Source organism: Klebsiella sp. MBT K-1 (genome assembly GCF_002556465.1).
Classification (GTDB): domain Bacteria; phylum Pseudomonadota; class Gammaproteobacteria; order Enterobacterales; family Enterobacteriaceae; genus Klebsiella; species Klebsiella grimontii.
Window position 1 is genome coordinate 1 of the sequence record NZ_PDEL01000030.1, and the last position, 26,264, is coordinate 26,264.

Annotated in this window: 47 protein-coding genes; 7 read left to right on the top strand and 40 right to left on the bottom strand. The window is 50.6% G+C overall.

Features of this window, described 5'->3' with window-relative positions; all coding sequences use genetic code 11:
- The first annotated feature begins 371 nt into the window (after nucleotides 1-371).
- Nucleotides 372-926 (top strand): gamma carbonic anhydrase family protein, encoded by a 555-nt coding sequence (locus CMQ96_RS27520; RefSeq protein WP_098067608.1) that lies wholly within the window; start codon nucleotides 372-374, stop codon nucleotides 924-926.
- On the opposite strand, the gene CMQ96_RS27525 is transcribed toward CMQ96_RS27520, so the two are convergent.
- Genes CMQ96_RS27525 through dprA form a run of 6 tightly spaced genes read right to left on the bottom strand, consistent with a single transcriptional unit; the run spans nucleotide 902 to nucleotide 4,694 of the window.
- Nucleotides 902-1,159 carry a DUF1488 domain-containing protein gene (locus tag CMQ96_RS27525; protein WP_004138448.1) on the bottom strand — a complete coding sequence of 86 codons (258 nt, stop codon included), beginning with the start codon at nucleotides 1,157-1,159 and terminating at the stop codon, nucleotides 902-904. The two genes, CMQ96_RS27520 and CMQ96_RS27525, sit on opposite strands and share 25 nt — an antisense overlap.
- A complete protein-coding gene (aroE, locus tag CMQ96_RS27530) occupies nucleotides 1,156-1,974 on the bottom strand; it encodes a shikimate dehydrogenase (protein WP_098067609.1) in 819 nt (272 codons plus the stop codon). Before aroE ends, CMQ96_RS27525 begins: the two co-directional genes overlap by 4 nt.
- A 3-nt stretch (nucleotides 1,975-1,977) precedes the next feature.
- A complete protein-coding gene (tsaC, locus tag CMQ96_RS27535) occupies nucleotides 1,978-2,550 on the bottom strand; it encodes an L-threonylcarbamoyladenylate synthase type 1 TsaC (protein ID WP_004138440.1) in 573 nt (190 codons plus the stop codon).
- Between the two features lie 4 nt (nucleotides 2,551-2,554).
- The gene (locus CMQ96_RS27540) at nucleotides 2,555-3,097 is read right to left on the bottom strand and encodes a type I DNA topoisomerase (protein WP_098067610.1); all 543 of its coding nucleotides are present in this window, start codon (nucleotides 3,095-3,097) and stop codon (nucleotides 2,555-2,557) included.
- 27 nt (nucleotides 3,098-3,124) lie between these two features.
- The gene (smg, locus tag CMQ96_RS27545; protein WP_004125874.1) at nucleotides 3,125-3,598 is read right to left on the bottom strand and encodes a DUF494 family protein Smg; all 474 of its coding nucleotides are present in this window, start codon (nucleotides 3,596-3,598) and stop codon (nucleotides 3,125-3,127) included.
- Complete coding sequence (dprA, locus tag CMQ96_RS27550) at nucleotides 3,570-4,694, bottom strand: DNA-protecting protein DprA (protein WP_024360700.1); 1,125 nt, start codon at nucleotides 4,692-4,694, stop codon at nucleotides 3,570-3,572. The genes smg and dprA overlap by 29 nt, the downstream gene beginning before the upstream one ends.
- Before the next feature lie 129 nt (nucleotides 4,695-4,823).
- Between dprA and def the strand changes: the two genes are divergently transcribed.
- The 5 genes from def (at nucleotide 4,824) to mscL (ending at nucleotide 9,589) form a co-directional block, all read left to right on the top strand.
- Nucleotides 4,824-5,333: a peptide deformylase gene (gene def / locus CMQ96_RS27555; protein WP_004138433.1), complete on the top strand. Its 510-nt coding sequence runs from the start codon at nucleotides 4,824-4,826 to the stop codon at nucleotides 5,331-5,333.
- Nucleotides 5,334-5,347: 14 nt separating this feature from the next.
- Nucleotides 5,348-6,295, top strand: coding sequence for a methionyl-tRNA formyltransferase (gene fmt, locus CMQ96_RS27560; protein ID WP_004138430.1), 948 nt, complete (start codon nucleotides 5,348-5,350; stop codon nucleotides 6,293-6,295).
- A 52-nt stretch (nucleotides 6,296-6,347) separates the two neighbouring features.
- The gene (gene rsmB, locus CMQ96_RS27565) at nucleotides 6,348-7,637 is read left to right on the top strand and encodes a 16S rRNA (cytosine(967)-C(5))-methyltransferase RsmB (RefSeq protein WP_098067612.1); all 1,290 of its coding nucleotides are present in this window, start codon (nucleotides 6,348-6,350) and stop codon (nucleotides 7,635-7,637) included.
- Between the two features lie 21 nt (nucleotides 7,638-7,658).
- Entirely contained in the window at nucleotides 7,659-9,035 is a 1,377-nt protein-coding gene (trkA, locus tag CMQ96_RS27570) for a Trk system potassium transporter TrkA (protein WP_004125888.1), read from the top strand.
- A gap of 140 nt (nucleotides 9,036-9,175) precedes the next feature.
- Nucleotides 9,176-9,589, top strand: coding sequence for a large-conductance mechanosensitive channel protein MscL (mscL, locus tag CMQ96_RS27575; protein WP_004125889.1), 414 nt, complete (start codon nucleotides 9,176-9,178; stop codon nucleotides 9,587-9,589).
- Here mscL and CMQ96_RS27580 read toward each other — a convergent pair.
- The 31 genes from CMQ96_RS27580 to rpsJ all read right to left on the bottom strand — a co-directional run bounded on the left by CMQ96_RS27580 (nucleotide 9,543) and on the right by rpsJ (nucleotide 24,421).
- Complete coding sequence (locus tag CMQ96_RS27580) at nucleotides 9,543-9,803, bottom strand: alternative ribosome-rescue factor A (protein WP_024360701.1); 261 nt, start codon at nucleotides 9,801-9,803, stop codon at nucleotides 9,543-9,545. The genes mscL and CMQ96_RS27580 overlap by 47 nt on opposite strands.
- Before the next feature lie 58 nt (nucleotides 9,804-9,861).
- Nucleotides 9,862-10,287, bottom strand: coding sequence for a Zn(2+)-responsive transcriptional regulator (zntR, locus tag CMQ96_RS27585; protein WP_004125893.1), 426 nt, complete (start codon nucleotides 10,285-10,287; stop codon nucleotides 9,862-9,864).
- 2 nt (nucleotides 10,288-10,289) lie between these two features.
- Entirely contained in the window at nucleotides 10,290-10,658 is a 369-nt protein-coding gene (locus CMQ96_RS27590; protein WP_004138424.1) for a DUF1992 domain-containing protein, read from the bottom strand.
- 107 nt (nucleotides 10,659-10,765) lie between these two features.
- Entirely contained in the window at nucleotides 10,766-11,152 is a 387-nt protein-coding gene (rplQ, locus tag CMQ96_RS27595) for a 50S ribosomal protein L17 (RefSeq protein ID WP_001216372.1), read from the bottom strand.
- Nucleotides 11,153-11,192: 40 nt separating this feature from the next.
- Nucleotides 11,193-12,182, bottom strand: coding sequence for a DNA-directed RNA polymerase subunit alpha (gene rpoA, locus CMQ96_RS27600; RefSeq protein WP_002919219.1), 990 nt, complete (start codon nucleotides 12,180-12,182; stop codon nucleotides 11,193-11,195).
- Between the two features lie 25 nt (nucleotides 12,183-12,207).
- On the bottom strand, nucleotides 12,208-12,828 hold the full coding sequence (gene rpsD / locus CMQ96_RS27605; RefSeq protein WP_004125897.1) for a 30S ribosomal protein S4: 621 nt from the start codon (nucleotides 12,826-12,828) through the stop codon (nucleotides 12,208-12,210).
- Nucleotides 12,829-12,861: 33 nt separating this feature from the next.
- Nucleotides 12,862-13,251, bottom strand: a complete 390-nt coding sequence (gene rpsK, locus CMQ96_RS27610) for a 30S ribosomal protein S11 (protein ID WP_004138423.1) — start codon at nucleotides 13,249-13,251, stop codon at nucleotides 12,862-12,864.
- A 16-nt stretch (nucleotides 13,252-13,267) separates the two neighbouring features.
- Nucleotides 13,268-13,624 carry a 30S ribosomal protein S13 gene (gene rpsM / locus CMQ96_RS27615; RefSeq protein ID WP_004106333.1) on the bottom strand — a complete coding sequence of 119 codons (357 nt, stop codon included), beginning with the start codon at nucleotides 13,622-13,624 and terminating at the stop codon, nucleotides 13,268-13,270.
- 146 nt (nucleotides 13,625-13,770) lie between these two features.
- Entirely contained in the window at nucleotides 13,771-13,887 is a 117-nt protein-coding gene (gene rpmJ, locus CMQ96_RS27620) for a 50S ribosomal protein L36 (RefSeq protein ID WP_000868187.1), read from the bottom strand.
- A 31-nt stretch (nucleotides 13,888-13,918) separates the two neighbouring features.
- The gene (gene secY, locus CMQ96_RS27625) at nucleotides 13,919-15,250 is read right to left on the bottom strand and encodes a preprotein translocase subunit SecY (RefSeq protein ID WP_004106334.1); all 1,332 of its coding nucleotides are present in this window, start codon (nucleotides 15,248-15,250) and stop codon (nucleotides 13,919-13,921) included.
- Nucleotides 15,251-15,257: 7 nt separating this feature from the next.
- Nucleotides 15,258-15,692, bottom strand: coding sequence for a 50S ribosomal protein L15 (gene rplO, locus CMQ96_RS27630; protein WP_004106336.1), 435 nt, complete (start codon nucleotides 15,690-15,692; stop codon nucleotides 15,258-15,260).
- A gap of 3 nt (nucleotides 15,693-15,695) precedes the next feature.
- A complete protein-coding gene (rpmD, locus tag CMQ96_RS27635) occupies nucleotides 15,696-15,875 on the bottom strand; it encodes a 50S ribosomal protein L30 (RefSeq protein WP_001140434.1) in 180 nt (59 codons plus the stop codon).
- Nucleotides 15,876-15,878: 3 nt separating this feature from the next.
- Nucleotides 15,879-16,382 (bottom strand): 30S ribosomal protein S5, encoded by a 504-nt coding sequence (gene rpsE / locus CMQ96_RS27640; RefSeq protein WP_004106339.1) that lies wholly within the window; start codon nucleotides 16,380-16,382, stop codon nucleotides 15,879-15,881.
- Nucleotides 16,383-16,396: 14 nt separating this feature from the next.
- On the bottom strand, nucleotides 16,397-16,750 hold the full coding sequence (gene rplR, locus CMQ96_RS27645; protein ID WP_000358960.1) for a 50S ribosomal protein L18: 354 nt from the start codon (nucleotides 16,748-16,750) through the stop codon (nucleotides 16,397-16,399).
- A 9-nt stretch (nucleotides 16,751-16,759) separates the two neighbouring features.
- Nucleotides 16,760-17,293 carry a 50S ribosomal protein L6 gene (gene rplF / locus CMQ96_RS27650; protein ID WP_004106341.1) on the bottom strand — a complete coding sequence of 178 codons (534 nt, stop codon included), beginning with the start codon at nucleotides 17,291-17,293 and terminating at the stop codon, nucleotides 16,760-16,762.
- Between the two features lie 12 nt (nucleotides 17,294-17,305).
- Nucleotides 17,306-17,698 carry a 30S ribosomal protein S8 gene (gene rpsH / locus CMQ96_RS27655; protein WP_004106343.1) on the bottom strand — a complete coding sequence of 131 codons (393 nt, stop codon included), beginning with the start codon at nucleotides 17,696-17,698 and terminating at the stop codon, nucleotides 17,306-17,308.
- Nucleotides 17,699-17,731: 33 nt separating this feature from the next.
- Nucleotides 17,732-18,037 carry a 30S ribosomal protein S14 gene (gene rpsN, locus CMQ96_RS27660; RefSeq protein WP_002919667.1) on the bottom strand — a complete coding sequence of 102 codons (306 nt, stop codon included), beginning with the start codon at nucleotides 18,035-18,037 and terminating at the stop codon, nucleotides 17,732-17,734.
- Between the two features lie 14 nt (nucleotides 18,038-18,051).
- A complete protein-coding gene (gene rplE / locus CMQ96_RS27665) occupies nucleotides 18,052-18,591 on the bottom strand; it encodes a 50S ribosomal protein L5 (RefSeq protein ID WP_001096202.1) in 540 nt (179 codons plus the stop codon).
- A 14-nt stretch (nucleotides 18,592-18,605) separates the two neighbouring features.
- Entirely contained in the window at nucleotides 18,606-18,920 is a 315-nt protein-coding gene (rplX, locus tag CMQ96_RS27670) for a 50S ribosomal protein L24 (RefSeq protein WP_004106345.1), read from the bottom strand.
- 10 nt (nucleotides 18,921-18,930) lie between these two features.
- Nucleotides 18,931-19,302, bottom strand: coding sequence for a 50S ribosomal protein L14 (gene rplN, locus CMQ96_RS27675; protein ID WP_000613954.1), 372 nt, complete (start codon nucleotides 19,300-19,302; stop codon nucleotides 18,931-18,933).
- Between the two features lie 165 nt (nucleotides 19,303-19,467).
- Complete coding sequence (gene rpsQ, locus CMQ96_RS27680) at nucleotides 19,468-19,722, bottom strand: 30S ribosomal protein S17 (RefSeq protein WP_004106347.1); 255 nt, start codon at nucleotides 19,720-19,722, stop codon at nucleotides 19,468-19,470.
- Nucleotides 19,722-19,913: a 50S ribosomal protein L29 gene (rpmC, locus tag CMQ96_RS27685; protein WP_002919754.1), complete on the bottom strand. Its 192-nt coding sequence runs from the start codon at nucleotides 19,911-19,913 to the stop codon at nucleotides 19,722-19,724. The genes rpsQ and rpmC overlap by 1 nt, the downstream gene beginning before the upstream one ends.
- The gene (gene rplP, locus CMQ96_RS27690; RefSeq protein ID WP_002919759.1) at nucleotides 19,913-20,323 is read right to left on the bottom strand and encodes a 50S ribosomal protein L16; all 411 of its coding nucleotides are present in this window, start codon (nucleotides 20,321-20,323) and stop codon (nucleotides 19,913-19,915) included. The genes rpmC and rplP overlap by 1 nt, the downstream gene beginning before the upstream one ends.
- Nucleotides 20,324-20,335: 12 nt before the next feature.
- Nucleotides 20,336-21,034: a 30S ribosomal protein S3 gene (rpsC, locus tag CMQ96_RS27695; protein ID WP_004106350.1), complete on the bottom strand. Its 699-nt coding sequence runs from the start codon at nucleotides 21,032-21,034 to the stop codon at nucleotides 20,336-20,338.
- Nucleotides 21,035-21,051: 17 nt separating this feature from the next.
- Nucleotides 21,052-21,384 carry a 50S ribosomal protein L22 gene (gene rplV / locus CMQ96_RS27700; RefSeq protein WP_002919773.1) on the bottom strand — a complete coding sequence of 111 codons (333 nt, stop codon included), beginning with the start codon at nucleotides 21,382-21,384 and terminating at the stop codon, nucleotides 21,052-21,054.
- A gap of 14 nt (nucleotides 21,385-21,398) precedes the next feature.
- Nucleotides 21,399-21,677 carry a 30S ribosomal protein S19 gene (gene rpsS, locus CMQ96_RS27705; RefSeq protein ID WP_001138115.1) on the bottom strand — a complete coding sequence of 93 codons (279 nt, stop codon included), beginning with the start codon at nucleotides 21,675-21,677 and terminating at the stop codon, nucleotides 21,399-21,401.
- Between the two features lie 16 nt (nucleotides 21,678-21,693).
- Nucleotides 21,694-22,515 carry a 50S ribosomal protein L2 gene (gene rplB, locus CMQ96_RS27710; protein WP_000301869.1) on the bottom strand — a complete coding sequence of 274 codons (822 nt, stop codon included), beginning with the start codon at nucleotides 22,513-22,515 and terminating at the stop codon, nucleotides 21,694-21,696.
- 17 nt (nucleotides 22,516-22,532) lie between these two features.
- On the bottom strand, nucleotides 22,533-22,835 hold the full coding sequence (rplW, locus tag CMQ96_RS27715; RefSeq protein WP_000617546.1) for a 50S ribosomal protein L23: 303 nt from the start codon (nucleotides 22,833-22,835) through the stop codon (nucleotides 22,533-22,535).
- Complete coding sequence (gene rplD / locus CMQ96_RS27720; protein ID WP_003031119.1) at nucleotides 22,832-23,437, bottom strand: 50S ribosomal protein L4; 606 nt, start codon at nucleotides 23,435-23,437, stop codon at nucleotides 22,832-22,834. The genes rplW and rplD overlap by 4 nt, the downstream gene beginning before the upstream one ends.
- 10 nt (nucleotides 23,438-23,447) lie before the next feature.
- A complete protein-coding gene (gene rplC, locus CMQ96_RS27725; protein WP_004106354.1) occupies nucleotides 23,448-24,077 on the bottom strand; it encodes a 50S ribosomal protein L3 in 630 nt (209 codons plus the stop codon).
- A gap of 32 nt (nucleotides 24,078-24,109) precedes the next feature.
- Nucleotides 24,110-24,421 (bottom strand): 30S ribosomal protein S10, encoded by a 312-nt coding sequence (gene rpsJ / locus CMQ96_RS27730; RefSeq protein ID WP_001181005.1) that lies wholly within the window; start codon nucleotides 24,419-24,421, stop codon nucleotides 24,110-24,112.
- A gap of 380 nt (nucleotides 24,422-24,801) precedes the next feature.
- Between rpsJ and CMQ96_RS27735 the strand changes: the two genes are divergently transcribed.
- Nucleotides 24,802-25,278: an A24 family peptidase gene (locus CMQ96_RS27735; RefSeq protein WP_098067611.1), complete on the top strand. Its 477-nt coding sequence runs from the start codon at nucleotides 24,802-24,804 to the stop codon at nucleotides 25,276-25,278.
- Here the strand turns inward: CMQ96_RS27735 and bfr are convergent.
- The 3 genes from bfr to CMQ96_RS27755 all read right to left on the bottom strand — a co-directional run.
- The gene (gene bfr, locus CMQ96_RS27740; protein ID WP_004125910.1) at nucleotides 25,262-25,738 is read right to left on the bottom strand and encodes a bacterioferritin; all 477 of its coding nucleotides are present in this window, start codon (nucleotides 25,736-25,738) and stop codon (nucleotides 25,262-25,264) included. The two genes, CMQ96_RS27735 and bfr, sit on opposite strands and share 17 nt — an antisense overlap.
- Nucleotides 25,739-25,812: 74 nt before the next feature.
- Nucleotides 25,813-26,007: a bacterioferritin-associated ferredoxin gene (gene bfd / locus CMQ96_RS27745; RefSeq protein ID WP_004125913.1), complete on the bottom strand. Its 195-nt coding sequence runs from the start codon at nucleotides 26,005-26,007 to the stop codon at nucleotides 25,813-25,815.
- A 173-nt stretch (nucleotides 26,008-26,180) separates the two neighbouring features.
- The coding region (locus CMQ96_RS27755) for a hypothetical protein (protein ID WP_000740160.1) at nucleotides 26,181-26,264 on the bottom strand (84 nt) is incomplete at its 5' end.

Sequence of the window (26,264 nt, forward strand, 5' to 3'; positions counted from 1 at the left end):
CTTTGAGTGCCCACACAGATTGTCTGATAAATTGTTAAAGAGCAGTGCAACGCAGCTTTCGCTCACCGTTGCGAGGTGGCGTATATTACGCTTTCCTCTTTCAGAGTCAACCCGTTATTTCAGGATTTTTTCTCTTCAACCGACCGGGTTGTTTGTGAAGTGATTCACATCTGCCGTGTCAGTGGGAGCGCATTATAGGGATCCCATTTTTTTGCACAAGCCTTTTTTCGATCTTTTTTTCCAAATGATGGTTTTTCAGCCGCTTCGCGGCGTTCTTGCTCAATTCGCTCAATTTTTACCACAATAAAGGGTTGCAGACGGCCAAAAAAGCAACCAAAGTCTCTGCACTCCCTTCGTTTATTGAGGTAACCATGACCACCAGTTTACGTCGTTATAAAGATTTATTCCCTAAAACGGGCCTGCGCGTGATGATCGACAGCAGCAGCGTGGTGATCGGTGATGTCAGAATGGCTGATGACGTCAGTATCTGGCCTCTGGTCGCGATTCGCGGCGATGTGAATTACGTCGAAATAGGCGCTCGCACCAACATTCAGGACGGTAGCGTCTTACATGTCACGCATAAATCACCATCTAATCCGCAAGGCAATCCACTGATCATTGGCGATGATGTTACCGTCGGGCATAAGGTGATGCTACACGGCTGCACTATTGGTAATCGGGTACTGGTCGGGATGGGTTCGATTTTGTTGGATGGCGTGATTGTTGAAGACGACATAATGATTGGCGCAGGTAGTCTGGTGCCTCAGAACAAACGCCTCAAGAGTGGCTACCTTTACTTTGGTAACCCGGTAAAACGGATACGCCCCCTGACGGAGGCGGAAATCGCGGGGCTCATATATTCAGCGAATAACTATGTAAAGTGGAAAGGTGATTATCTCGATCAGGAAAGCCAGACCCAACCCTGAGCATCTTCCCGCTGGTCGAGAATGAGATCCTGGGCTTCATCTTCCAGATCCCAGCGATGTTCACGAAAAGCGGCCAGCCATTGTGCGGGTTCTTCACCGCCAAAACGCTTCTTGAGCACCGTTAACGTTAAGGCGCAGGTAAGCTGCATGCCGTTAACTAATGCCGGAAAAGCGATACATTGATGCGCTTCATCCCATATCTCTCTGTCTGGAAACTGAATAGCCTGGTTCACGCATTCAGTTCCTTCTGCAACGCTGCAATGACTGGCGTAATTTCTGGCAGTACGCCATGCCATAACAGCACCGCATGGGCAGCCTGCGCCACCAGCATTCCCAACCCATCAGCGCATTTTGTCGCACCGTGTTGCTGGCAGAGGGCTAAAAATGGCGTACAGCCTTTCTGGTAAAACATGTCATAACAACAGACATGAGGATTTATTAAGGTAACAGGGATCGCGGGAACATCGCCGTCAATACCGCTGGACGTCGCATTAACAATCAGATCAAATTCCTGACCGCCTAATGCTTCTATATCTAAAGCGCGGACGCTGCCGGTATGAGAAAAAAGCGTAGCCAGTTCATGGGCGCGAGAATAGGTACGATTAACAATAGTCACGGCGCAATCCAGCGACAGGAGAGGAAGCAATACGCCGCGTGAAGCCCCACCTGCGCCAATAAGCAACACCCGGAATCCAGGTTTAATAAAACCAAGCCGTTCCAGATCGCTCAGTAGTCCAATACCATCGGTATTGTCCCCAAGCAGGCGGCCATCCTCCAACCGTTTAAGCGTATTGACCGCACCAGCCAGCGCTGCGCGTTCAGTTAACTCATCAGCTCGCGCGAAGGCCTCTTCTTTAAAAGGCACGGTGACGTTCGCTCCCTTACCACCTTCATTAAAGAAAGCATCGAGCGTGGTAACAAAATCATCGAGCGGAGCCAGGATACGGCCATAGGGATGCGTAATTTGCAGCTGCTGCGCAAAAAGCCGATGAATAGATGGCGACTTGCTATGGGCAATCGGGTTTCCGAAGACGGCATAAGTTTCCATGAGTTACCCCTGGCGGAAGAGTTCGCCCGTCAAGGCGTCACGTATTTCAGATGGGTTTTGACGCCCGCCCGTTGCCCCATCGACTACCGGGAAATCAGCGCCAAACTGCGTATAAACCTCAGCCGTCGTGCGACAAGGAGGCTGGCCCGATAAATTTGCGCTGGTAGAAACAAGCGGTTTCCCGTAAGCCTTACACAGTTCGACCACCAGCGGATGATCCGTGACTCGTACCGCCAATGAATTGAAGCGCCCGGTCAACCAACGCGGCGTTGAAGCGCAGGCAGGGAAGACAAATGTTACCGGCCCAGGCCAACACGAAAAAATAGCCGCTAGCTGCGCATCACTCAGCTGCGTATCGTCAATATACGGCTTGAGTTGCTCAAAGTTCGCAGCAATCAGAATCAGCCCCTTTTCAACGGGACGCTGCTTCAGTGCGAGCAGACTCATGACGGCTTTTTCGCTATCGGGATCGCAACCGACGCCAAAAACGGCTTCTGTTGGATAGGCGATGACATGTTCATTATTCAGAAGCGCCACAGCGCGTACGATGGCTTCTGAGGGCAGGTTATTATTCACAGATTTATTCCGCCGATATCGGCTTTCCACATAGTTTGCTGGCGCAGAAGCGCTTAACGCCCTGCGCCGTTTTCTTTTCGATTAGCAACGGGTAATGACACTCAGGACACTCGCCCGCCACTGGCCTGAAGTTAATGACGAACTGACAATCGGGGTAACGATCGCAGGAATGGAAGTTTTTTCCAAACCGTGAACGGCGCTGAACCAGATGCCCTTGTCCGCATTGTGGGCAGGCTATTGCAGTTTCATCCGGCTTATCGATAAGTTCAGTATGTTCGCAATCAGGATAGCTGCTACAACCGATAAACATACCAAAACGCCCCTGGCGGAGTACCAGCACCGCGCCGCAGGACGGACACGTTTGCCCCTCCAGAACTTTGACAATATGTCCGTCCACCTGGCTTTTCAGGGGACGGACATAGTCACAGTCAGGATAATGCGAGCAGCCGAGAAAAGGCCCGTGCTTCCCGGAGCGTATTACCAGTTCAGCCCCACACTGCGGGCAGGGTCCGTTTTTACGCACCGAAAACAGCGCTGTTTTGGTCATAACAATTCTAATGTCGCAGCAAAAAAGTTAGTGCAGCATACCTTCATTTACTTCAAAGAGTAATTCTTCCATTTGCTGGTAGGCATTTTCGCAACCGGGAATATTGAACAGCACCATCAGAATCACCCATTTGAGATCCTCCAGATCGAATTCTGCCGTATCCAGCGCCAGCACGCGCTCTATCACCATTTCCCGTGTTTCGAGGTTCAACACCTGAATTTGCTCAAGGAATAGTAAGAATCCCCGGCAACTCGCATCAAGACGCTGACACTCCTCGTCAGTATAGACTCGTAACGAGAGTGGGTCAGAAGCTAGCTGCATGGGTGCAACAAGCCCCTCCTGGTAATCAGCCAGTTTTTCGAGCCACATTAGGGCGTTATAGATATCTTCTCGTTCAAAACCGGCATCGGTCAGATCCCGAGTCAGCTTGTCCTGATCCACGCGCATTTCTGCTTCGTTATGGATGTAAGTTTCAAACAGATACATCAGTACGTCGAACATGGCTTGCCCTCCTTAATCGGACATAGCCGCCGGGTACAGCTGCGATCCAGCCTGCTAACTCCAGTTCTAGTAGCTGGGCTACGGTTACTGGCACAGATTGGCCGGCACGTTCAGCGACAACGTCAACAGGTGTTACCTCATCTCCTACGTTAGCCAGGAGCTCTGGAAATGGCAATGCTACAGAAGGCCGATTACCGCAATTATTTACCTCATCTGGCTCAGGAAGAATATACGGTAGCTCATCTCGCCAGTATTCGACGATATCTTCAGGGGCTGTTACGGGAATCGCGCCCTGCTTGATGAGCCAATGAGGACCTTCTGAACCCGGGCTGCCAATCGGCCCTGGCAGAGCAAATACATCCCTTCCCTGCTCCAGCGCATACCGAACCGTCACTAATGAGCCACTTTTCAGCGCAGCTTCAATAACCAACACACCGGCGCTTAGGCCACTGATAATTCGGTTACGACGGGGAAAATTGCCCGGCAGGGGCGGAGTAAACAGCGGGAACTCAGAAATGACGGCTCCGCCACCGTTAATTATCTGTTCCGCTAACGCCTGATGGCGACGAGGATAGATCTCTCCTAAGCCATTCCCTAAAACTGCCACCGTTTTACCTTTCCCTTCCAGCGCACCACGATGAGCAATACCATCAATGCCAAGGGCCAGACCGCTCGTGATCGTAATGCCATAACGCGCTAAAGCTTCGCTAAATAGTTTTCCCCAACGAGCGCCATACCACGAGTGCGACCGACTCCCGATGACGGACAGCTGCCGGCTACTGAGTAGCGCAGGATCTCCACATACTAAAAGAGCGCAAGGAAAGTCGACAATCGCCCGCAGTTGGGGTGGGTAAAGCGGATCTTCGGCAGTCAGTAAATAGCAATTGGGCCGCTCCAGCCATTGCAGCGTGGCATCAATTTCGCATTGGTTAACACCGAGGAAATGCTTCGATTGTGCCAGATTCAAACCACGGGCACGCAACTCTTCTCGCTCTAGCGTCGGAGATGAACATAGCTGGCGTGCGGCACTGATAGCACCTTCTCCATACAGGCTGCTCACTCTCATCAAACGTAACCAAATTTCCCTCGGCGTCATCCCTATTCCCCTGCCACAAGCGACTTTAACAATCTTTGCGATTGGTCAGTGAGACTGTCAATTGCAGGGGGTTTTGTCTAGAATAGAGGTAATAATCTTTCCAACTCCTGAACACAACTCTGGATAACTATGTCAGTTTTGCAAGTGTTACATATTCCGGACGAGCGCCTTCGCAAAGTCGCAAAACCGGTAGAAGAAGTAAATGCAGAAATTCAGCGTATCGTCGATGATATGTTCGAGACGATGTACGCTGAAGAAGGTATCGGTCTGGCCGCAACGCAGGTAGATATTCATCAGCGCATTATCGTTATTGACGTATCAGAAAATCGTGAAGAGCAGCTGGTATTAATTAACCCTGAGCTGCTGGAAAAGAGCGGAGAAACAGGTATTGAAGAGGGTTGTCTCTCTATTCCTGAACAGCGTGCTTTAGTACCACGTGCAGAAAAGGTGAAAATCCGCGCGCTCGATCGTGAAGGTAAACCTTATGAGCTTGAAGCTGATGGTCTGCTGGCAATCTGTATTCAGCATGAGATGGATCACCTCGTCGGTAAGCTGTTCATCGACTACCTGTCGCCGCTCAAGCAACAACGCATTCGTCAGAAAGTTGAGAAACTTGATCGCCTGAATGCCCGAGCTTAAGGACGAGAATTAACGTGTCAGATTCACTACGTATTATTTTTGCGGGCACACCTGACTTTGCAGCGCGTCATCTCGACGCGCTGCTCTCCTCTGGACATAACGTTGTTGGCGTGTTCACCCAACCGGACCGTCCGGCTGGTCGTGGTAAAAAACTCATGCCCAGCCCGGTAAAAGTTCTGGCGGAAGAGCAAGGCATACCGGTATTCCAGCCAGCTTCGTTACGTCCGCAGGAAAACCAGCAACTCGTCTCTGACCTGCGCGCAGATGTTATGGTCGTCGTGGCCTATGGCCTCCTTCTGCCAAAAGCCGTACTTGATATTCCACGCCTGGGCTGCATTAACGTTCACGGCTCGCTGCTTCCGCGCTGGCGCGGTGCGGCCCCGATTCAACGTTCGCTTTGGGCTGGCGATGCCGAGACGGGTGTAACCATCATGCAGATGGATGTTGGTCTCGATACGGGTGATATGCTGTATAAGCTTGCGTGCCCGATCACCGCAGAAGACACCAGCGGGACGCTGTACGACAAGCTGGCGAACCTGGGCCCCCAGGGGCTTATCGAAACCCTTAAGCAGCTTGCCGCAGGCACCGCAAAACCGGTTGTACAGGATGAAGCGCTGGTTACCCATGCGCAAAAACTCAGCAAAGAAGAAGCGCGTATCGACTGGTCTCTTTCCGCTGCACAGCTAGAACGCTGCATTCGCGCCTTTAACCCATGGCCAATGAGTTGGATAGAAATTGATGGTCAGCCGGTGAAAGTCTGGCAGGCATCGGCGATCGACACGGCAACAAAAGCCGAGCCGGGGACCATTCTTGAAGCGACAAAACGGGGAATTCAGGTCGCAACCGGGGACGGGGTTCTGAATTTACTCTCGCTACAGCCAGCCGGGAAAAAAGCCATGAGTGCTCAGGATCTATTAAACTCGCGCCGGGAATGGTTTGTACCTGGCAGCCGTCTGGTCTGACGCTCCTTTCTTAATACGCCCGGTGTTACCGGGCATTTTTATTTTTGTACTTATGAAAAAACAACTCAATTTACGCAGTCTGGCAGCACAGGCCGTTGAACAGGTTCTCGAACAAGGGCAATCCTTAAGCAACGTTCTGCCGCCGCTGCAACAGAAAGTCTCTGATAAAGATAAAGCGCTGCTTCAGGAGCTATGCTTTGGCGTGCTACGTACGCTTTCACAGTTAGATTGGCTGATCGGCAAGCTCATGTCCCGGCCGATGACGGGTAAGCAGCGTGTTGTGCACTACCTGATTATGGTGGGCTTTTATCAACTGTTATACACACGCATTCCGCCTCATGCAGCTTTGGCGGAAACCGTTGAAGGCGCCGTTGCTATTAAACGTCCGCAGCTCAAAGGGTTGATCAATGGGGTCTTGCGCCAGTTTCAACGTCAGCAGGAAGAGCTGTTAGCTGAATTTTCTCGTAGCGAGATCCGCTTTTTACATCCTTCCTGGTTATTGAAACGTCTGCAAAAAGCCTATCCAGCACAGTGGGAAGCCATTGTGGAAGCGAACAACCAGCGCCCGCCGATGTGGTTGCGGGTAAACCGCGTCCATCACTCGCGCGACAGCTGGCTGGCTTTACTGGAAGAGGCGGGAATGAAAGGGTTTACTCATCCTGCTTACCCTGACGCCGTGCGCCTGGAAACACCGGTACCGGTCCACGCATTGCCCGGGTTTGAGGCAGGTTGGGTGACCGTGCAGGATGCCTCTGCCCAAGGCTGCATGACATTCCTTGATCCGCAAAACGACGAGTATATTTTAGATCTATGCGCTGCCCCGGGTGGTAAAACCACCCATATTCTCGAAGCGGCGCCCGAAGCACAGGTTCTGGCTGTCGACGTTGATGAGCAGCGACTCTCCCGCGTCTATGACAACCTGAAGCGTCTGGGCATGAAAGCGACCGTCAAACAAGGCGATGGCCGTTATCCAGCCCAATGGTGTGGCGAGCAGCAGTTCGATCGTATTCTGTTGGATGCCCCTTGTTCCGCCACCGGTGTTATTCGCCGTCACCCGGATATCAAATGGCTGCGCCGGGAGCGTGATATCGCGGAACTGGCCCAGCTCCAGGCTGAAATTCTGGATGCCGTATGGCCGCACCTGAAATCCGGCGGCACTCTGGTTTACGCGACATGTTCCGTATTGCCAGAAGAGAACAGCCAGCAAATAAAAGCCTTCCTGCAACGTACAGCTGATGCGGTTCTTAACGAAACCGGCGATGCAGATTTACCGGGCCAGCAAAATTTGCCAGGCGCCGAGCAAGGTGACGGTTTCTTTTACGCTAAGCTAATCAAAAAGTAATGAGATAACGAGTCGCGACTGATGAAAATTATCATATTGGGCGCAGGGCAGGTCGGCGGAACTCTGGCAGAAAACCTTGTCGGTGAGAACAACGATATTACGCTGGTAGACACGAATGGCGACCGCCTTCGCAGTCTTCAGGACAAATTTGATCTCAGAGTGGTTCAGGGCCACGGCTCGCACCCGCGCGTGCTGCGCGAGGCCGGTGCGGATGATGCCGACATGTTGGTTGCAGTGACCAGCTCAGATGAAACGAACATGGTGGCCTGCCAGGTCGCCTATTCGCTGTTTAATACACCAAATCGTATTGCCCGCATCCGTTCCCCGGATTATGTACGCGATGCCGATAAACTTTTCCATTCAGAAGCGGTTCCTATTGACCACCTCATCGCTCCAGAGCAGTTGGTAATTGACAGTATTCACCGTCTGATCGAGTACCCAGGCGCGCTGCAGGTGGTTAATTTTGCTGAAGGAAAAGTCAGCCTTGCAGTCGTTAAAGCTTATTATGGCGGCCCTTTGGTGGGAAACGCGCTTTCAACTATGCGTGAGCATATGCCGCATATTGATACACGCGTAGCGGCTATTTTCCGCCACGATCGTCCTATCAGGCCACAAGGATCAACAATCGTAGAGGCCGGTGATGAGGTGTTTTTCATCGCCGCATCACAGCATATCCGTGCAGTGATGAGCGAACTTCAGCGCCTTGAAAAACCGTACAAGCGCATCATGCTGGTTGGCGGTGGAAACATCGGGGCCGGGCTCGCCCATAAGCTGGAGAAAGATTACAGCGTCAAGCTTATTGAACGTAATCAACAGCGTGCCGCAGAGCTCGCAGAAAAGCTGCAAAATACAATTGTCTTTTACGGTGATGCATCAGATCAAGAATTGCTGGCGGAAGAACATATCGATCAGGTCGATCTTTTCATTGCCGTCACCAACGATGATGAAGCCAATATTATGTCTGCCATGCTCGCAAAACGCATGGGCGCCAAAAAAGTGATGGTACTGATCCAACGCCGCGCCTACGTTGATCTTGTTCAGGGGAGCGTGATCGACATTGCAATATCACCGCAGCAGGCAACTATTTCAGCTCTGCTCAGCCATGTGCGGAAAGCTGATATTGTCGGCGTTTCCTCTCTGCGCCGCGGTGTCGCGGAGGCCATTGAAGCTGTAGCGCACGGAGATGAAAGCACTTCGCGGGTCGTTGGTCGCGCTATCGATGAGATTAAGCTTCCCCCCGGAACAATTATTGGCGCAGTAGTACGCGGTAATGATGTCATGATCGCGAATAATAATCTGCGTATTGAGCAAGGGGATCATGTCGTTATGTTCCTGACGGACAAAAAATTCATCTCTGATGTTGAGAGACTATTCCAGCCAAGTCCTTTCTTCCTGTAGTTCGCAGGCGTCGACGAGACGCCTTTCTTTTATCCCTTATATATCAAAGGATAATATTTTTCTGCAATTATTCCCCAGTAATGGAAAATAGGAATACATTTGTTAAACTTATCAGTGTTAGCTGGCTCAAGGAGAATAAAATGAGTTTTTTAAAAGAATTTCGCGAATTTGCGATGCGCGGGAACGTGGTTGATTTGGCAGTCGGTGTCATCATTGGTGCAGCCTTTGGTAAAATCGTATCGTCGTTAGTTGCCGATATTATTATGCCACCGCTAGGTTTACTCATTGGCGGAATCGACTTTAAACAGTTTGCTGTCACGCTACGGGACGCCCAGGGAGACATCCCAGCGGTCGTAATGCATTATGGCGTATTCATCCAAAACGTCTTCGATTTTATTATCGTGGCGTTTGCCATTTTTATGGCAATCAAACTGATGAATAAATTGAACAGAAAAAAAGAAGAAATCCCGGCAGCACCACCGGCCCCGACCAAAGAAGAAGTCCTGCTTAGCGAAATTCGTGACCTGTTGAAAGAACAAAACAATCGTTCTTAAGAAGCGTCAAAAGCAGAAGGCCAGTGGTAAGAAAGTTAATTACTTTCTTGCCACTGGCCTCCCGACCATTCCGTCCTGCATGTTTTTCTTTTCTTTGGTAGCTGCCTTTCCCTTTCCTGTTCTTCTCAACTCTCTGCCTGAATAATGGGTCATGAAGTAATGCCTCAATGGCGTTATCTTTTATTTGCCCTTTCGTATGCTGATAGCGGCTCATAAACTCTCCAGATTAGTAAAAGAAATCGGCCTGAGTGTAGACGCGACTGATGCAAAAATCAACGTGCTGTATTTTGGTTGCTGGCCCCCTGCTCAAGCGCTTCAAGAATTGAACAATAGACGCTGCTGTGCGCTGTGCCGCAGCAAGCATCATTGAGGCGCTGCAAAGAGCGACGCATGGTTTGTAGCTCTTTAATCCGGGATTCCACTTCGCTCAAACGGGCCTGCACAATACCTTTAGATTCCTGGCAGGTGTGATGCTCTGGATCGATGCGGATCGAGAGAAGTTCGCGGATCGATTCTAGCGTGAAACCGAGCTGTCTGGCATAGCGAATAAAACGCAGCCTCTGTAAGTCGTTGTCCGTATAGAGGCGAAATCCACCTTCCGTACGCACATTGTGATCCATCATCTGCTGCTTTTCGTAGTAGCGGATGGTGTCGGGAGTAACGTCAGCCAATTTTGCCAGTTCACCAATACGGTACATGATTACTCCTCATTAATTTTATGTAGCAACTTATCAGCGTAATCTCCACGCAGGAAGTCCGTGTTCAGGCCCGCCTGTCGCAGCTTTAACTCGAGTAGCGCCAAACGACGGCTCAGTTCCGCATAGCGCGGATCGCTCTCCTGTACACCTTTCAGTAGGTCAGTGAGCATTACCGCTTCTTTACGATGTTCGAGTTCGGGAGGTAAACAACCTGCATTTTTGAGTAATCGGTAACCTGCGCGCAGCTCAGCTGGCACATGCGAGTCGTCATCCAGAGAAAGAGGTTCCCCACTTCCCGGAAGATTATCTAACTCACCTTTGCGCTGTGCATCAAGAATATGGCGCTCTGCCCACTGATCCAGTAACCACATCATAAGGCTCCGGCGATGAACAAAAATAATGCAGATATTGTAAACAAGCAGGAATAGGGTGGATATAAAAAAACCCGCCGGAGCGGGTTTTTTTACGTTACTACAGATTACTCTGCAGCAGCTTCTGCTTTCGATTCAGAGCGATCAACCAGCTCGATGTATGCCATCGGCGCGTTGTCGCCTGCACGGAAGCCACACTTCAGAATACGAGTGTAACCACCGGCGCGGCTCGCGAAACGCGGGCCCAGCTCGTTAAACAGTTTTGCCACGATCTCGTTATCACGAGTGCGGGCGAATGCCAGACGACGATTAGCAACGCTATCAGTCTTGGCAAGAGTAATCAGCGGCTCAACTACGCGACGCAGTTCTTTCGCTTTCGGCAGGGTCGTCTTGATGATTTCATGACGAACCAGCGAACCAGCCATGTTACGGAACATAGCCTGGCGATGGCTGCTGTTGCGGTTCAGTTGACGACCACTCTTACGATGGCGCATGACCTTATCCTTCTCAGTAAAACCTTAACCTGTGATCCGGTTACTCGTCAGCAATGCTTGCCGGTGGCCAGTTTTCCAGGCGCATGCCCAGAGACAGACCACGTGAAGCCAGCACGTCTTTAATCTCGGTAAGAGATTTTTTACCCAGGTTCGGCGTTTTCAGCAACTCAACCTCGGTACGCTGTACCAGATCACCGATATAGTGGATAGCTTCTGCCTTAAGGCAGTTAGCAGAGCGGACAGTCAATTCGAGATCGTCAACAGGGCGCAGCAGGATCGGATCGAATTCTGGTTTCTCTTCTTTCACTTCCGGCTGACGTACATCACGTAAATCAACGAAAGCTTCCAGTTGTTCTGCCAGGATGGTTGCCGCACGACGAATCGCCTCTTCAGGATCGATTGTTCCGTTGGTTTCCATTTCGATGACCAGCTTGTCCAGGTCGGTACGCTGTTCTACACGCGCTGCTTCAACATTGTAGGCAATACGCTCTACCGGGCTGTAGCATGCGTCGACCAGCAGACGGCCGATTGGGCGCTCATCTTCTTCCGAATGAATTCGGGCAGAAGCCGGCACATAACCGCGACCGCGCTGAACTTTGATACGCATGCTAATAGCTGCGTTCTCATCGGTCAGGTGGCAGATCACATGTTGCGGCTTGACGATTTCGACATCACCGTCATGGGTAATGTCGGCTGCGGTCACAGGGCCAATGCCAGATTTGTTCAAAGTAAGGATAACTTCATCTTTACCCTGAACTCTCACCGCCAGCCCTTTCAGGTTGAGCAGGATTTCAAGGATATCTTCCTGAACGCCTTCTTTGGTGCTGTACTCATGAAGTACACCATCAATCTCAACCTCGGTCACCGCGCAACCCGGCATCGATGAGAGCAGAATACGGCGCAGTGCGTTACCCAGAGTATGGCCAAAGCCACGCTCTAAAGGTTCAAGGGTCACCTTGGCGTGCGTCGAACTCACTTGCTCGATATCGACCAGGCGCGGTTTTAGAAACTCTGTCACAGAACCCTGCATTGTGTCCTCTCTTTGGTACTAAGCTTTACTTGGAGTAAAGCTCGACGATCAGGTGTTCGTTAATGTCCGCAGACAGATCAGAACGTTCCGGCTGACGCTTGAACGTACCTTCCATCTTGCCAGCATCAACTTCCAGCCAGGTTGGCTTTTCACGCTGCTCAGCCAGCTCCAGAGCGGCTTTCACGCGAGATTGCTTTTTCGCTTTCTCACGAATGCTGACAACGTCATTCGCTTTAACCTGATAAGAAGCGATGTTAACAACACGACCGTTTACCATGATAGCTTTGTGGCTAACCAGCTGACGTGATTCAGCACGAGTCGCGCCGAAGCCCATACGGTATACAACGTTGTCCAGACGACCTTCCAGCAGAGTCAACAGGTTTTCACCGGTGTTGCCTTTCAGACGCGCTGCTTCTTTATAGTAGTTACGGAACTGACGCTCCAGCACACCGTACATACGGCGAACTTTTTGCTTTTCACGCAACTGCACACCATAGTCAGACAGACGCGGTTTACGCGCACCGTGCTGGCCAGGAGCTTGTTCAATTTTACACTTGGTATCGATCGCGCGAACGCCAGACTTAAGGAACAGGTCTGTGCCCTCACGACGGCTCAGCTTGAGCTTAGGACCCAAATATCTTGCCATTTTCTTTCTCCAACAATCCTAGAAACGAACGCGTTATACGCGACGTTTTTTCGGCGGACGACAACCGTTATGAGGGATCGGAGTCACATCAGTAATATTCGTGATGCGGAAACCAGCGGCGTTCAGTGCACGAATAGTAGATTCGCGACCTGGACCCGGACCTTTGACCATAACTTCCAGATTCTTGATGCCGTATTCTTTTACGGCTTCAGCGCAACGCTCTGCTGCAACCTGAGCTGCAAACGGAGTGGATTTGCGAGAACCACGGAAACCGGAACCACCGGCTGTTGCCCAACCCAGCGCGTTACCCTGACGATCGGTAATGGTAACGATGGTGTTGTTAAAAGAAGCATGGACATGAGCCACGCCATCAGAGACTTGTTTTCTTACACGCTTACGTGCACGAACTGGTGCCTTTGCCATTATTCAATCACCCCGACTATTTCTTGATCGGTTTACGCGGACCCTTACGGGTACGTGCGTTGGTCTTAGTACGCTGACCGCGAACCGGAAGACCACGACGATGGCGTAAACCACGATAGCAACCAAGGTCCATCAGACGCTTGATGCTCAGGGTGATTTCACGGCGCAGATCACCTTCAACGACAAATTTACCAACCGCTTCACGCAGGGATTCAATTTGTTCTTCAGACAGCTCACTGATCTTAACATTTTCAGCGATACCCGTGTCAGCACAGATGGCTTTAGAGCGGGTCTTGCCGATACCGAAAATGGCAGTTAATGCGATTACGGTATGTTTGTGATCAGGAATGTTAATGCCTGCTATACGGGCCACTATGCACTCCTACTATTTAATATGTACGCACCATGCTGAAAAGCCCGTTTTCAGGATACTCAAATGGAAACGTACAGACATACAAAAGATTGGCTGGCTAATCTAGCCAGCTCAACCCAACTTTGCAAGAAAAATATGCGAATAAATCAGCCTTGGCGCTGTTTATGCTTCGGCTCGGCACTGCAAATCACGCGGATGACGCCATCACGCTTAACGATTTTGCAGTTACGGCATAATTTCTTGACGGAAGCACGAACTTTCATTTTTACTCTCCGTAACTTCTCGAGCGACCTGTTAGCGGCCGTAGCCTTTCAGGTTCGCCTTCTTCAATGCAGACTCGTACTGACTCGACATCATCAGAGTTTGCACTTGAGCCATAAAGTCCATAATCACGACAACAACGATAAGCAGTGAGGTCCCACCGAAGTAGAACGGTACTTTCATTGCATCACGCATGAACTCCGGGATCAGGCAGATAAAAGTGATGTATAACGCACCGACCAAAGTCAGGCGAGTCATTACTTTATCGATATACTTCGCCGTTTGCTCTCCCGGACGAATTCCTGGTACAAATGCACCGGACTTCTTCAGGTTATCTGCTGTTTCACGCGGGTTGAAAACCAACGCCGTATAGAAGAAACAGAAGAAGATGATTGCAGACGCATAGAGTAACACATAAAGCGGTTGCCCAGGCTGCAAATACAGCGAAATTGTTGTCAGCCAGTTCCAACCAGTACCGCCCCCGAACCATGATGTAATGGTTGCCGGGAACAGAATAATACTGGAAGCGAAGATTGCCGGGATGACCCCTGCCATATTCACTTTCAGCGGTAAATGTGTGCTCTGTGCAGCATAGACACGACGACCCTGTTGACGCTTAGCGTAGTTTACCACAATGCGGCGTTGGCCACGCTCAACAAAGACAACAAAGAAGGTCACTGCAAATACTAATACTGCAACCAACAGCAACAGGAGGAAGTGCAGGTCGCCTTGACGCGCTTGCTCGATAGTATGGGCGATGGCTGGCGGGAGACCCGCAACGATACCGGCAAAGATAATGATCGAGATACCGTTTCCGATACCACGTTCAGTAATCTGTTCGCCGAGCCACATCAGGAACATTGTTCCTGAAACCAGACTAACAACAGCGGTGAAATAGAATGCAAAGCCTGGATTAATCACCAGGCCCTGCATACCAGGCATATTCGGCAGACCGGTAGCAATACCGATCGACTGGAATATCGCCAGCACCAGAGTACCGTAGCGGGTGTACTGGCTGATCTTACGACGACCAGACTCCCCTTCTTTCTTCAGCTCTGCTAACGGCTGATAAACAACCGTCAACAGCTGGACAATGATCGATGCCGAAATATACGGCATGATACCCAACGCAAAGATAGAAGCACGGCTGAGAGCACCACCAGAGAACATGTTGAACATTTCAATGATGGTGCCTCGCTGTTGCTCAAGCAGTTTGGCAAGTACAGCGGCATCAATACCAGGGATCGGAATAAAAGAGCCAATACGGAACACAATCAACGCACCGATTACAAACAACAGTCTGCGCTTCAGTTCGCCAATCCCACCTTTGGCACTTTGAAAATCTAATCCCGGTTGCTTAGCCATCTGCTACTTATTCCTCAATTTTACCGCCAGCAGCTTCGATAGCAGCACGAGCACCTTTAGTCACGCGCAGGCCACGAACAGTTACCGGACGAGATACTTCACCAGACAGGATCACTTTCGCGAATTCGATCTGGATACCGATAATGTTAGCCGCTTTCAGCGTGTTCAGGTCGATAACATCGCCTTCTACGTGAGCCAGATCAGACAGACGAACTTCTGCCGTGATCATCGCTTTACGAGAAGTGAAGCCGAATTTCGGCAGACGACGGTACAGAGGCATCTGACCACCTTCGAAACCGCGACGTACGCCACCGCCAGAACGAGAGTTCTGACCTTTGTGACCACGACCACCGGTTTTACCGAGGCCAGAACCGATACCACGACCCAGGCGTTTACCCGCCTTTTTGGAGCCTTCGGCCGGAGACAGAGTATTTAAACGCATCTCTTACTCCTCAACTTTAACCATGAAGGAAACCGCGTTGACCATACCACGAACAGCAGGAGTATCCTCGCGCTCTACGGTGTGACCAATACGACGCAGACCCAGGCCAAGCAGCGTTGCCTTGTGTTTCGGCAAACGACCGATTGCACTGCGGGTTTGAGTAATTTTAATAGTCTTTGCCATGGTTTATTTCCCCAGAATTTCTTCAACGGATTTACCACGCTTGGCAGCGACCATTTCTGGAGAATTCATATTTTCCAGGCCATCAATAGTTGCACGAACCACGTTGATCGGGTTGGTGGAACCATATGCTTTGGCCAGAACGTTATGAACTCCAGCAACTTCCAGAACGGCGCGCATTGCACCACCGGCAATGATACCGGTACCTTCGGAAGCTGGCTGCATGAATACACGAGAACCCGTGTGAACACCTTTAACCGGGTGTTGCAGGGTGCCGTGGTTCAGCGCGACATTAATCATATTGCGACGGGCTTTTTCCATCGCTTTCTGGATCGCTGCTGGAACTTCACGCGCTTTACCGTAACCAAAACCAACGCGACCGTTACCGTCACCAACTACAGTCAGAGCTGTGAAGGAGAAAATACGACCACCTTTAACGGTTTTAGATACGCGGTTAACCGCGATCAGCTTTTCCTGCAGTTCGCCAGCTTGTTTTTCGATGTGAGCCATCTTACACCTCTACCTTAGAACTGAAGGCCAGCTTCACGGGCAGCATCTGCCAGTGCCTGGACACGACCATGATATTGGAACCCGGAACGGTCAAAGGAAACATCTTTGATGCCTTTTTCCAGAGCGCGTTCAGCAACAGCTTTACCCACAGCTGCTGCCGCGTCTTTGTTACCGGTGTACTTCAGTTGTTCAGCGATAGCTTTTTCTACAGTAGAAGCAGCTACCAGAACTTCAGAACCGTTCGGTGCAATTACCTGTGCGTAAATATGACGCGGGGTACGATGTACCACCAGGCGAGTTGCACCCAGCTCCTGGAGCTTGCGGCGTGCGCGGGTCGCACGACGGATACGAGCAGATTTCTTATCCATAGTGTTACCTTACTTCTTCTTAGCCTCTTTGGTACGCACGACTTCGTCGGCGTAACGAACACCCTTGCCTTTATAAGGCTCAGGACGACGGTAGGCGCGCAGATCTGCTGCAACCTGACCGATCACCTGCTTATCAGCGCCTTTCAGCACGATTTCAGTTTGAGTCGGACATTCTGCAGTGATACCGGCCGGCAGTTTATGCTCAACAGGATGAGAGAAACCTAAAGCCAGGTTTACTACATCCCCTTTGACCGCTGCACGATAACCTACACCAACCAGCTGAAGCTTTTTAGTGAAGCCTTCGGTAACACCAACAACCATTGAGTTCAGCAGGGCACGCGCGGTACCAGCCTGAGCCCATCCATCCACGAAACCATCACGCGGACCGAAGGTCAGAGCATTATCTGCATGTTTAACTTCAACAGCATTGTTGAGGGTACGAGTCAGCTCGCCGTTTTTACCTTTGATCGTAATAACCTGACCGTTGATTTTTACATCAACGCCGGCAGGAACAACGACCGGTGCTTTAGCAACACGAGACATTTTTTCCTCCGATTAGGCTACGTAGCAGATAATTTCGCCACCAAGACCAGCCTGGCGCGCTGCACGATCGGTCATAACACCTTTAGAGGTAGAAATAACCGCGATACCCAGACCCGCCATAACTTTCGGCAGCTCATCTTTACGTTTGTAGATGCGCAGACCTGGGCGGCTGACACGCTGAATGCTTTCTACAACAGCTTTACCCTGGAAATACTTAAGAGTCAGTTCCAGTTCCGGCTTGATGTCGCCTTCAACTTTAAAATCTTCAATAAAGCCTTCTTCCTTCAGCACGTTGGCAATTGCCACTTTCAGCTTGGAGGAAGGCATGGTGACCGCAGCTTTATTCGCGGCCTGACCGTTACGGATACGGGTCAGCATATCCGCGATCGGATCTTGCATGCTCATCTGTCTTTACTCCCGTGATTCAATTGGTGACAATTACCAGCTAGCCTTTTTCAGACCCGGGATTTCACCGCGCATTGCGGCTTCACGGACCTTGATACGGCTCAACCCGAACTTCCGCAGGAAACCATGCGGACGACCTGTTTGACGGCAGCGATTACGCTGACGAGACGGGCTGGAATCACGCGGCAGAGTCTGCAGCTTGAGAACAGCGTTCCAACGATCTTCGTCGGTTGCGTTCACATCAGAGATGATAGCTTTCAGTTCAGCGCGTTTAGCGAAGAATTTATCAGCTAAAGCCACGCGCTTTACTTCGCGTGCTTTCATTGATTGCTTAGCCATTAAGTAACCCTACCTTACTTGCGGAACGGGAAGTCAAAGGCAGCCAGCAGAGCGCGGCCTTCTTCATCAGATTTCGCAGTAGTGGTAATGGTAATATCCAAACCACGAACGCGGTCGACTTTATCGTAGTCGATTTCTGGGAAGATGATCTGCTCACGGACACCCATGCTGTAGTTGCCACGACCGTCGAAAGACTTAGCGGACAAGCCACGGAAGTCACGGATACGCGGTACAGCAATAGTGATCAGGCGCTCAAAGAACTCCCACATGCGTTCGCCACGCAGAGTTACTTTACAGCCGATCGGATAGCCCTGACGGATTTTGAAGCCTGCAACTGATTTGCGTGCTTTGGTGATCAGCGGTTTTTGACCGGAGATTGCTGTCAGATCGGCTGCTGCGTTATCCAGCAGTTTCTTGTCAGCGATCGCTTCACCAACACCCATGTTCAGGGTGATCTTCTCGACCCGAGGGACTTGCATGACAGAATTGTAGTTAAACTCAGTCATGAGTTTTTTAACTACTTCGTCTTTGTAGTAATCATGCAGTTTCGCCATCGTACTACTCCAAATTACTTGATAGTTTCGCTATTAGATTTGAAGAAACGGACTTTTTTGCCGTCTTCGAATCTAAAGCCTACACGGTCAGCCTTGCCGGTTGCCGCATTGAAGATCGCAACGTTAGAAACCTGAATAGCAGCTTCTTTTTCAACGATGCCGCCTGGTTGGTTCAGAGCCGGAACCGGCTTCTGGTGTTTCTTAACCAGGTTGATACCTTCAACAATGAGCTTGCCGGAAGACAAGACATTCTTAACTTTACCGCGTTTACCTTTATCTTTACCGGTTAACACGATAACTTCGTCATCACGACGGATTTTCGCTGCCATGATTCGCTCCTTAGAGTACTTCTGGGGCCAGAGAGATAATTTTCATGAACTTCTCGTTACGAAGTTCACGAGTTACCGGCCCAAAAATACGCGTACCGATGGGCTGCTCGCTGTTATTGTTTAAAATAACGCATGCATTACCATCGAAGCGAATGACAGAACCGTCCGGGCGACGAACACCCTTCTTGGTGCGCACCACTACCGCCTTCAGCACATCACCTTTTTTGACCTTACCACGCGGAATTGCTTCCTTGATGGTGATCTTGATGATGTCGCCTACGCCTGCGTAGCGACGGTGCGAGCCACCCAGAACCTTGATACACATTACGCGACGTGCACCGGAGTTGTCGGCGACGTTCAGCATAGTCTGTTCTTGGATCATTTTAGTGCTCCGCTAATGTCAACTACTACTGAGACCCAAAAATAGGGTCGTTAAAAAAGCCCCATATCGAGGGCGCGGCATTATAACACCGCAAATCAGATATGGGTAGAAAAAATAAACGGCTCATCGCTGAGCCGTTTATCCGTATCGAGAATGCGTACTGTATTACAGAACCGCTTTCTCTACAACGCGAACCAGCGTCCAGGACTTAGTCTTGGACAGCGGACGGCATTCGCGGATTTCAACCACGTCACCGATACCGCATTCGTTGTTCTCGTCATGTACGTGCAGTTTGGTCGTACGCTTGATGAATTTGCCGTATACCGGGTGTTTCACCATACGTTCGATAGCAACAACAATGGATTTCTCCATTTTGTCGCTAACCACGCGACCTTGCAGAGTACGGATTTTATCGGTCATTACGCACCCGCCTTCTGAGTCAGTAAAGTCTTAACGCGTGCAACATCACGACGCACTTGCTTCAGCAGATGAGTCTGTTGCAGCTGGCCACTTGCAGCCTGCATACGCAGGTTGAACTGCTCACGCAGCAGGTTCAGCAGCTCAGCGTTCAGCTCTTCAACGCTTTTTTCACGCAGCTCTTTTGCTTTCATTACATCACCGTCTTAGTTACAAAGGTGGTTTTGATCGGCAGTTTCGCTGCTGCCAGGCCGAATGCTTCACGGGCCAGCTCTTCCGGTACGCCGTCCATTTCATAAAGGACTTTACCCGGCTGAATCAAGGCAACCCAGTACTCCACGTTACCTTTACCTTTACCCATACGAACTTCCAGCGGCTTCTCGGTGATCGGTTTGTCCGGGAATACACGGATCCAGATCTTACCTTGACGCTTAACTGCACGGGTCATAGCACGACGTGCTGCTTCGATCTGACGTGCAGTCAGACGACCACGGCCAACAGCTTTCAGACCGAAAGTGCCGAAGCTAACATCCGTACCCTGCGCCAGACCACGGTTGCGGCCTTTATGCACTTTACGGAATTTTGTACGCTTTGGTTGTAACATCAGCGACGCTCCTTATTTACGGCCTTTACGCTGCTGCTTTTTAGGTTGAGCAGCCGGTTCCGGTTGTTCAACAGCAGCCATACCACCCAGGATCTCACCTTTGAAGATCCATACCTTAACGCCGATTACACCGTAAGTGGTGTGCGCTTCAGAGGTGTTGTAGTCGATGTCAGCACGCAGAGTGTGCAGCGGTACGCGACCTTCACGGTACCATTCGGTACGTGCGATTTCCGCGCCGCCCAGACGGCCGCTAACTTCAACTTTGATACCTTTAGCGCCCAGACGCATTGCGTTCTGTACAGCACGCTTCATAGCACGACGGAACATAACGCGACGTTCCAGCTGAGAAGTGATGCTGTCAGCAACCAATTTAGCGTCCAGTTCAGGCTTACGAACTTCGGCAATATTGATCTGTGCAGGCACGCCAGCGAGATCCGCGACGACCTTGCGCAGTTTTTCTACGTCTTCGCCTTTCTTACCGATAACGATACCCGGGCGAGCAGTGTGAATGGTCACACGAATGCTTTTAGCCGGACGCTCGATAACGATACGAGATACAGACGCTTTCGCCAGTTCCTTAGTCAGGTACTGACGTACTTTAAAATCGCTGTCCAGGTTGTCAGCGAATTCTTTGGTGTTCGCAAACCAGGTTGAGTTCCATGGTTTTACAATACCCAGGCGAATACCATTAGGATGTACTTTCTGACCCATTGCTAGTCTCCAGAGTCTCAGCGATCGGACACAACCACAGTAATGTGGCTGGTGCGCTTCAGGATGCGATCTGCACGACCTTTAGCACGCGGCATAATGCGCTTCATGCTCGGGCCTTCGTCTACGAAAATTTTCGCAACTTTCAGATCATCAATGTCAGCGCCATCGTTGTGTTCAGCGTTAGCAATGGCAGATTCCAGTACCTTCTTGACCAGTACAGCAGCTTTCTTATTGGTGTAGGTCAGAATATCCAGGGCCTGCGACACTTTCTTACCGCGAATCAGGTCAGCAACAAGGCGAACCTTCTGAGCAGAAGAACGAGCATGGCGATGTTGAGCTAAAGTTTCCATCTCTTCCTCCTACCTTATTTCTTCTTCGCTTTTTTATCAGCAGCATGGCCGCGATAAGTACGAGTCGGTGCGAATTCACCCAGTTTGTGACCAACCATTTCGTCGGAAACAAAAACTGGAACGTGCTGACGACCATTATGGACAGCGATGGTCAAACCGATCATGTTAGGAAAGATCGTTGAACGACGGGACCAAGTGCGCAGGGGCTTCTTGTCTCCGCTTTCCACCGCTTTCTCTACCTTCTTCAGCAAGTGCAGGTCAATAAAAGGACCTTTCTTGAGAGAACGTGGCATGGCTTATCCTCTAAAATTATTTGCTACGGCGACGTACGATGAATTTATCAGTACGCTTGTTGCTGCGGGTCTTCTTACCTTTGGTCTGAACGCCCCACGGAGTTACCGGGTGCTTACCAAAGTTACGACCTTCACCACCACCATGTGGGTGGTCGACTGGGTTCATCGCAGTACCGCGAACGGTAGGACGAACACCACGCCAGCGTGCAGCACCTGCTTTACCCAGAACGCGCAGCATATGCTCAGCATTGCCAACTTCGCCCAGAGTAGCGCGGCAATCTGCTTCGACTTTACGCATTTCACCAGAACGCAGACGCAGGGTGACATAAGCACCATCGCGAGCAACGATCTGAACGTAAGTACCAGCGGAACGCGCCAGCTGACCGCCTTTACCTGGTTTCATTTCTACGTTATGAACGGTAGAACCAACCGGGATATTGCGCATCGGCAGGGTGTTGCCTGCTTTGATTGCAGCATCAACGCCAGACTGAATCTGGTCGCCAGCTTTCAGGCCTTTAGGGGCCAGGATGTAACGGCGCTCACCGTCTTTGTACAGAACCAGCGCGATGTTCGCGGAGCGGTTCGGATCGTACTCAAGACGTTCAACAACTGCCGGGATACCATCTTTGTTGCGTTTGAAGTCAACAATACGGTAGGCCTGTTTGTGACCACCACCGATATGACGGGTGGTGATACGGCCATTGTTGTTACGACCACCGGATTTGCTGTTTTTTTCAACCAGCGGAGCAAAAGGTTTGCCCTTGTGCAGCTCTGGGTTGACCACTTTAACAACGTGGCGACGACCCGGAGATGTCGGTTTACATTTAACAACTGCCATTGTATTACTCCTCCGACTTACTCAGCGCCGCCGACGAAGTCCAGATTCTGGCCTTCCTTCAGGGTGACGTAAGCTTTTTTCCAGTCGCTACGACGACCGATACGCTGTCCGTGACGTTTAACTTTCCCTTTAACAACCAGGGTGTTAACGACTTCGACTTCGACTTCAAACAGTTTCTGCACAGCAGCTTTGATTTCTGCTTTGGTCGCGTCTTTAGCAACTTTGAGAACGATGGTATTGGTTTTTTCCATCGCAGTAGACGCTTTTTCAGAAACGTGCGGTGCACGCAGCACCTTCAGCAGACGTTCTTCACGAATCATGCCAGCATCTCCTCAACTTGCTTAACAGCATCAGCAGTCATTACGACTTTGTCGAAGGCGATCAGGCTAACCGGGTCGATACCAGTTGCATCACGTACGTCAACCTTATGCAGGTTGCGCGCAGCAAGGAACAGGTTCTCGTCCAGCTCACCGGTGATGATCAGCACATCTTCCAGAGCCATGTCTTTCAGTTTCTGTGCCAGCAGCTTAGTTTTAGGCGCTTCAACAGAGAATGATTCGACAACGATCAGACGATCCTGACGTACCAGTTCGGACAGAATGCTTTTCAGCGCGCCGCGGTACATCTTTTTGTTAACTTTTTGACTGTGGTCCTGCGGACGCGCAGCGAAGGTCACGCCACCTGAACGCCAGATCGGGCTCTTGATAGAACCTGAACGCGCACGGCCGGTACCTTTCTGGCGCCACGGCTTTTTGCCTGAACCAGTTACTTCAGCACGAGTCTTCTGAGCACGAGTACCCTGACGAGCACCAGCTGCATAAGCAACTACAACCTGGTGAACCAGCGCTTCGTTGAAATCACGACCGAAGGTAGTTTCGGAAACAGTCAGCGCGCTCTGCGCGTCTTTCAATACTAATTCCATTGCTATCCCCTTACGCCTTCACAGCTGGTTTAACGATCAGGTCGCTACCGGTTGCACCCGGGACCGCGCCTTTAACCAGCAGCAGGTTGCGCTCAGCGTCAACACGTACTACGTCCAGGCTCTGAACGGTGACACGTTCGTTACCCAGCTGACCTGCCATTTTCTTGCCTTTGAACACTTTGCCCGGAGTCTGGTTCTGACCGATAGAACCCGGTACGCGGTGGGACAAGGAGTTACCGTGAGTAGCGTCCTGGGTACGGAAGTTCCAGCGCTTAACGGTACCAGCAAAACCTTTACCTTTAGAGGTACCGGTTACGTCAACTTTTTTAACGTCAGCAAACAGTTCAACGCTAATGTCCTGACCTACGGTGAATTCTTCGCCGTCAGCCAGACGGAATTCCCACAGACCACGGCCAGCTTCAACGCCAGCTTTAGCGAAGTGACCCGCTTCCGGTTTAGTTACACGGTTAGCTTTTTTAGCACCAGTGGTAACCTGAACGGCACGGTAGCCATCGTTAGCCAGATCTTTAACCTGAGTAACGCGGTTTGCTTCAACTTCGATTACGGTTACTGGGATAGATACGCCATCTTCAGTGAAGATGCGGGTCATGCCCACTTTTTTACCGACTAAACCAATCATTGTTTCAACCTCTCAATCGCTCGATGACCTGATTAACCCAGGCTGATCTGCACGTCTACACCGGCAGCCAGATCCAGACGCATCAGAGCATCAACGGTTTTTTCAGTTGGCTCAACGATGTCAACCAGACGCTTATGAGTGCGGATTTCGTACTGATCGCGCGCATCTTTGTTGACGTGCGGAGAAATCAGAACGGTAAAGCGCTCTTTGCGGGTCGGCAGCGGGATCGGACCACGGACTTGCGCACCAGTGCGCTTAGCAGTCTCGACGATTTCCGCGGTTGATTGATCGATCAGACGATGATCAAACGCTTTAAGGCGGATACGGATTCTTTGGTTCTGCATGAGACCAGAGCTCCAATTATTTTATAGACGAAATGGTTACTCCTCATACCCATTACGATTGATGGGAGAGTGTAACCGTTCTTACATAGTTCCCCAATTGGGAACATTGTTTGGTAGCGTGTTGCTACTACCGGGGTTCATATCGAACCGGCCGTCAACTTTGACAGGCCCGCGCATTATACGCAAATTCAGATACAACGCAAGGGCTGCGTACAAAATCATCACCTGTTTCCGGGAGCACGCACCCACGTTTACTGCAATACCATGAAAGGCCAGCAAATACTCTGGATTAGGAAGTCCACTCCTGTTTATTGCCTTTTGCCAGAAACCCCGTTCCAGCACCACACTCGGTCACTAAGGCCAAAACGCGGGAACAATCGATGACAATAGCGACCTTTGCATTCTTTATTATCCATGGCGGGCTATTACTCACGCTTTGTTGGCACGATCTGCGCTATGGCTTGCTACCCGATAAATTTACCTGCCCTCTGCTGTGGAGTGGGTTGCTTTATTATCTCTGTCTGTCGCCGGCCAATCTGGTACATGCCGTCTGGGGCGCGATAGGCGGCTATCTGGCCTTTGGCTTGATCTATTGGCTCTACAGGGGAATACGCAGGCGGGAAGGCATCGGCTACGGCGATATTAAATTTCTCGCCGCGCTTGGGGCATGGCATGGGTGGGAAGTTTTACCGCAGCTGGTTCTCATCGCAGCTATTCTGGCCTGCGCGGCCGTAACGGCGCTGATTTTGTGCACGAGAACAAGGCAGACGCTACACCACCCGCTGCCTTTTGGCCCTTTCCTGGCCGCAGCGGGTGTGTTCTGTGGATGGCAGACGTTTATCAGTCAGCCACTTTAATCTGCGACTGAAGATAATTCTGCAAACCAATTTTGCCTATCAGGTCCAATTCGGTTTCCAGCCAATCGATATGGCCTTCTTCATCTGCGAGGATAGTGATTAACATATCACGGCTGACGTAGTCATGGACGCTGTCGGCATAGGCAATGGCCTCGCGTAGATCCTTCGCCCCTTCCAGCTCCAGCCTTAGGTCAGATTGCAGCATCTCCTCGACGTCTTCTCCGATGCGGAGTTTGCCGAGATCCTGCAGGTTCGGGATCCCTTCGAGAAACAAAATGCGCTCAATATACTTATCGGCATGCTTCATTTCATCGATAGATTCGTGGTATTCGACATCATTGAGGCGCATCAGGCCCCAGTTCTTGAACATTCTCGCATGGAGAAAGTATTGATTAATTGCGACAAGCTCATTTCCCAATAATTTATTGAGATAACTTATGATTTTGACATCACCTTTCATTATATAGTCCCTCCGCTTCCACTTATTGAAGCGTAGTTCGAGCTATAGGGATGTCAAAGTAAAGCTGAGGGGCTTCAGGCGATCTCTTGATATTCCGGCATGCGGGTTAATTCATCTTCCATAATCTCGCGCGCCGCACGGACGCACTTACCGCATTGATTTCCAACGGGAATAAATTTTCGCAGTTGTTGAAAAGACTGAGGATTGAATTGGCGCACAGCCTGACGAATTTTTTTATCGTTCACACCATTACACAGACAAACGTACATATATACTCCCGTTCAACTTACAAACAAAGTGTAAATGAGAATAGTTATGATTACAATAGCCTGTCTATTAAATAAACATTTACTCTATTTGCTGCCGGTCATCGTGCTGCAGCTCACATATAGCAGACAGCAAAAAGGGCGCCTTAGCGCCCTTTTTAATTCAGAACTAATTATTAGCCCAGAACTTTAGCAACAACGCCCGCGCCAACGGTACGGCCGCCTTCACGGATTGCGAAACGCAGACCGTCGTCCATCGC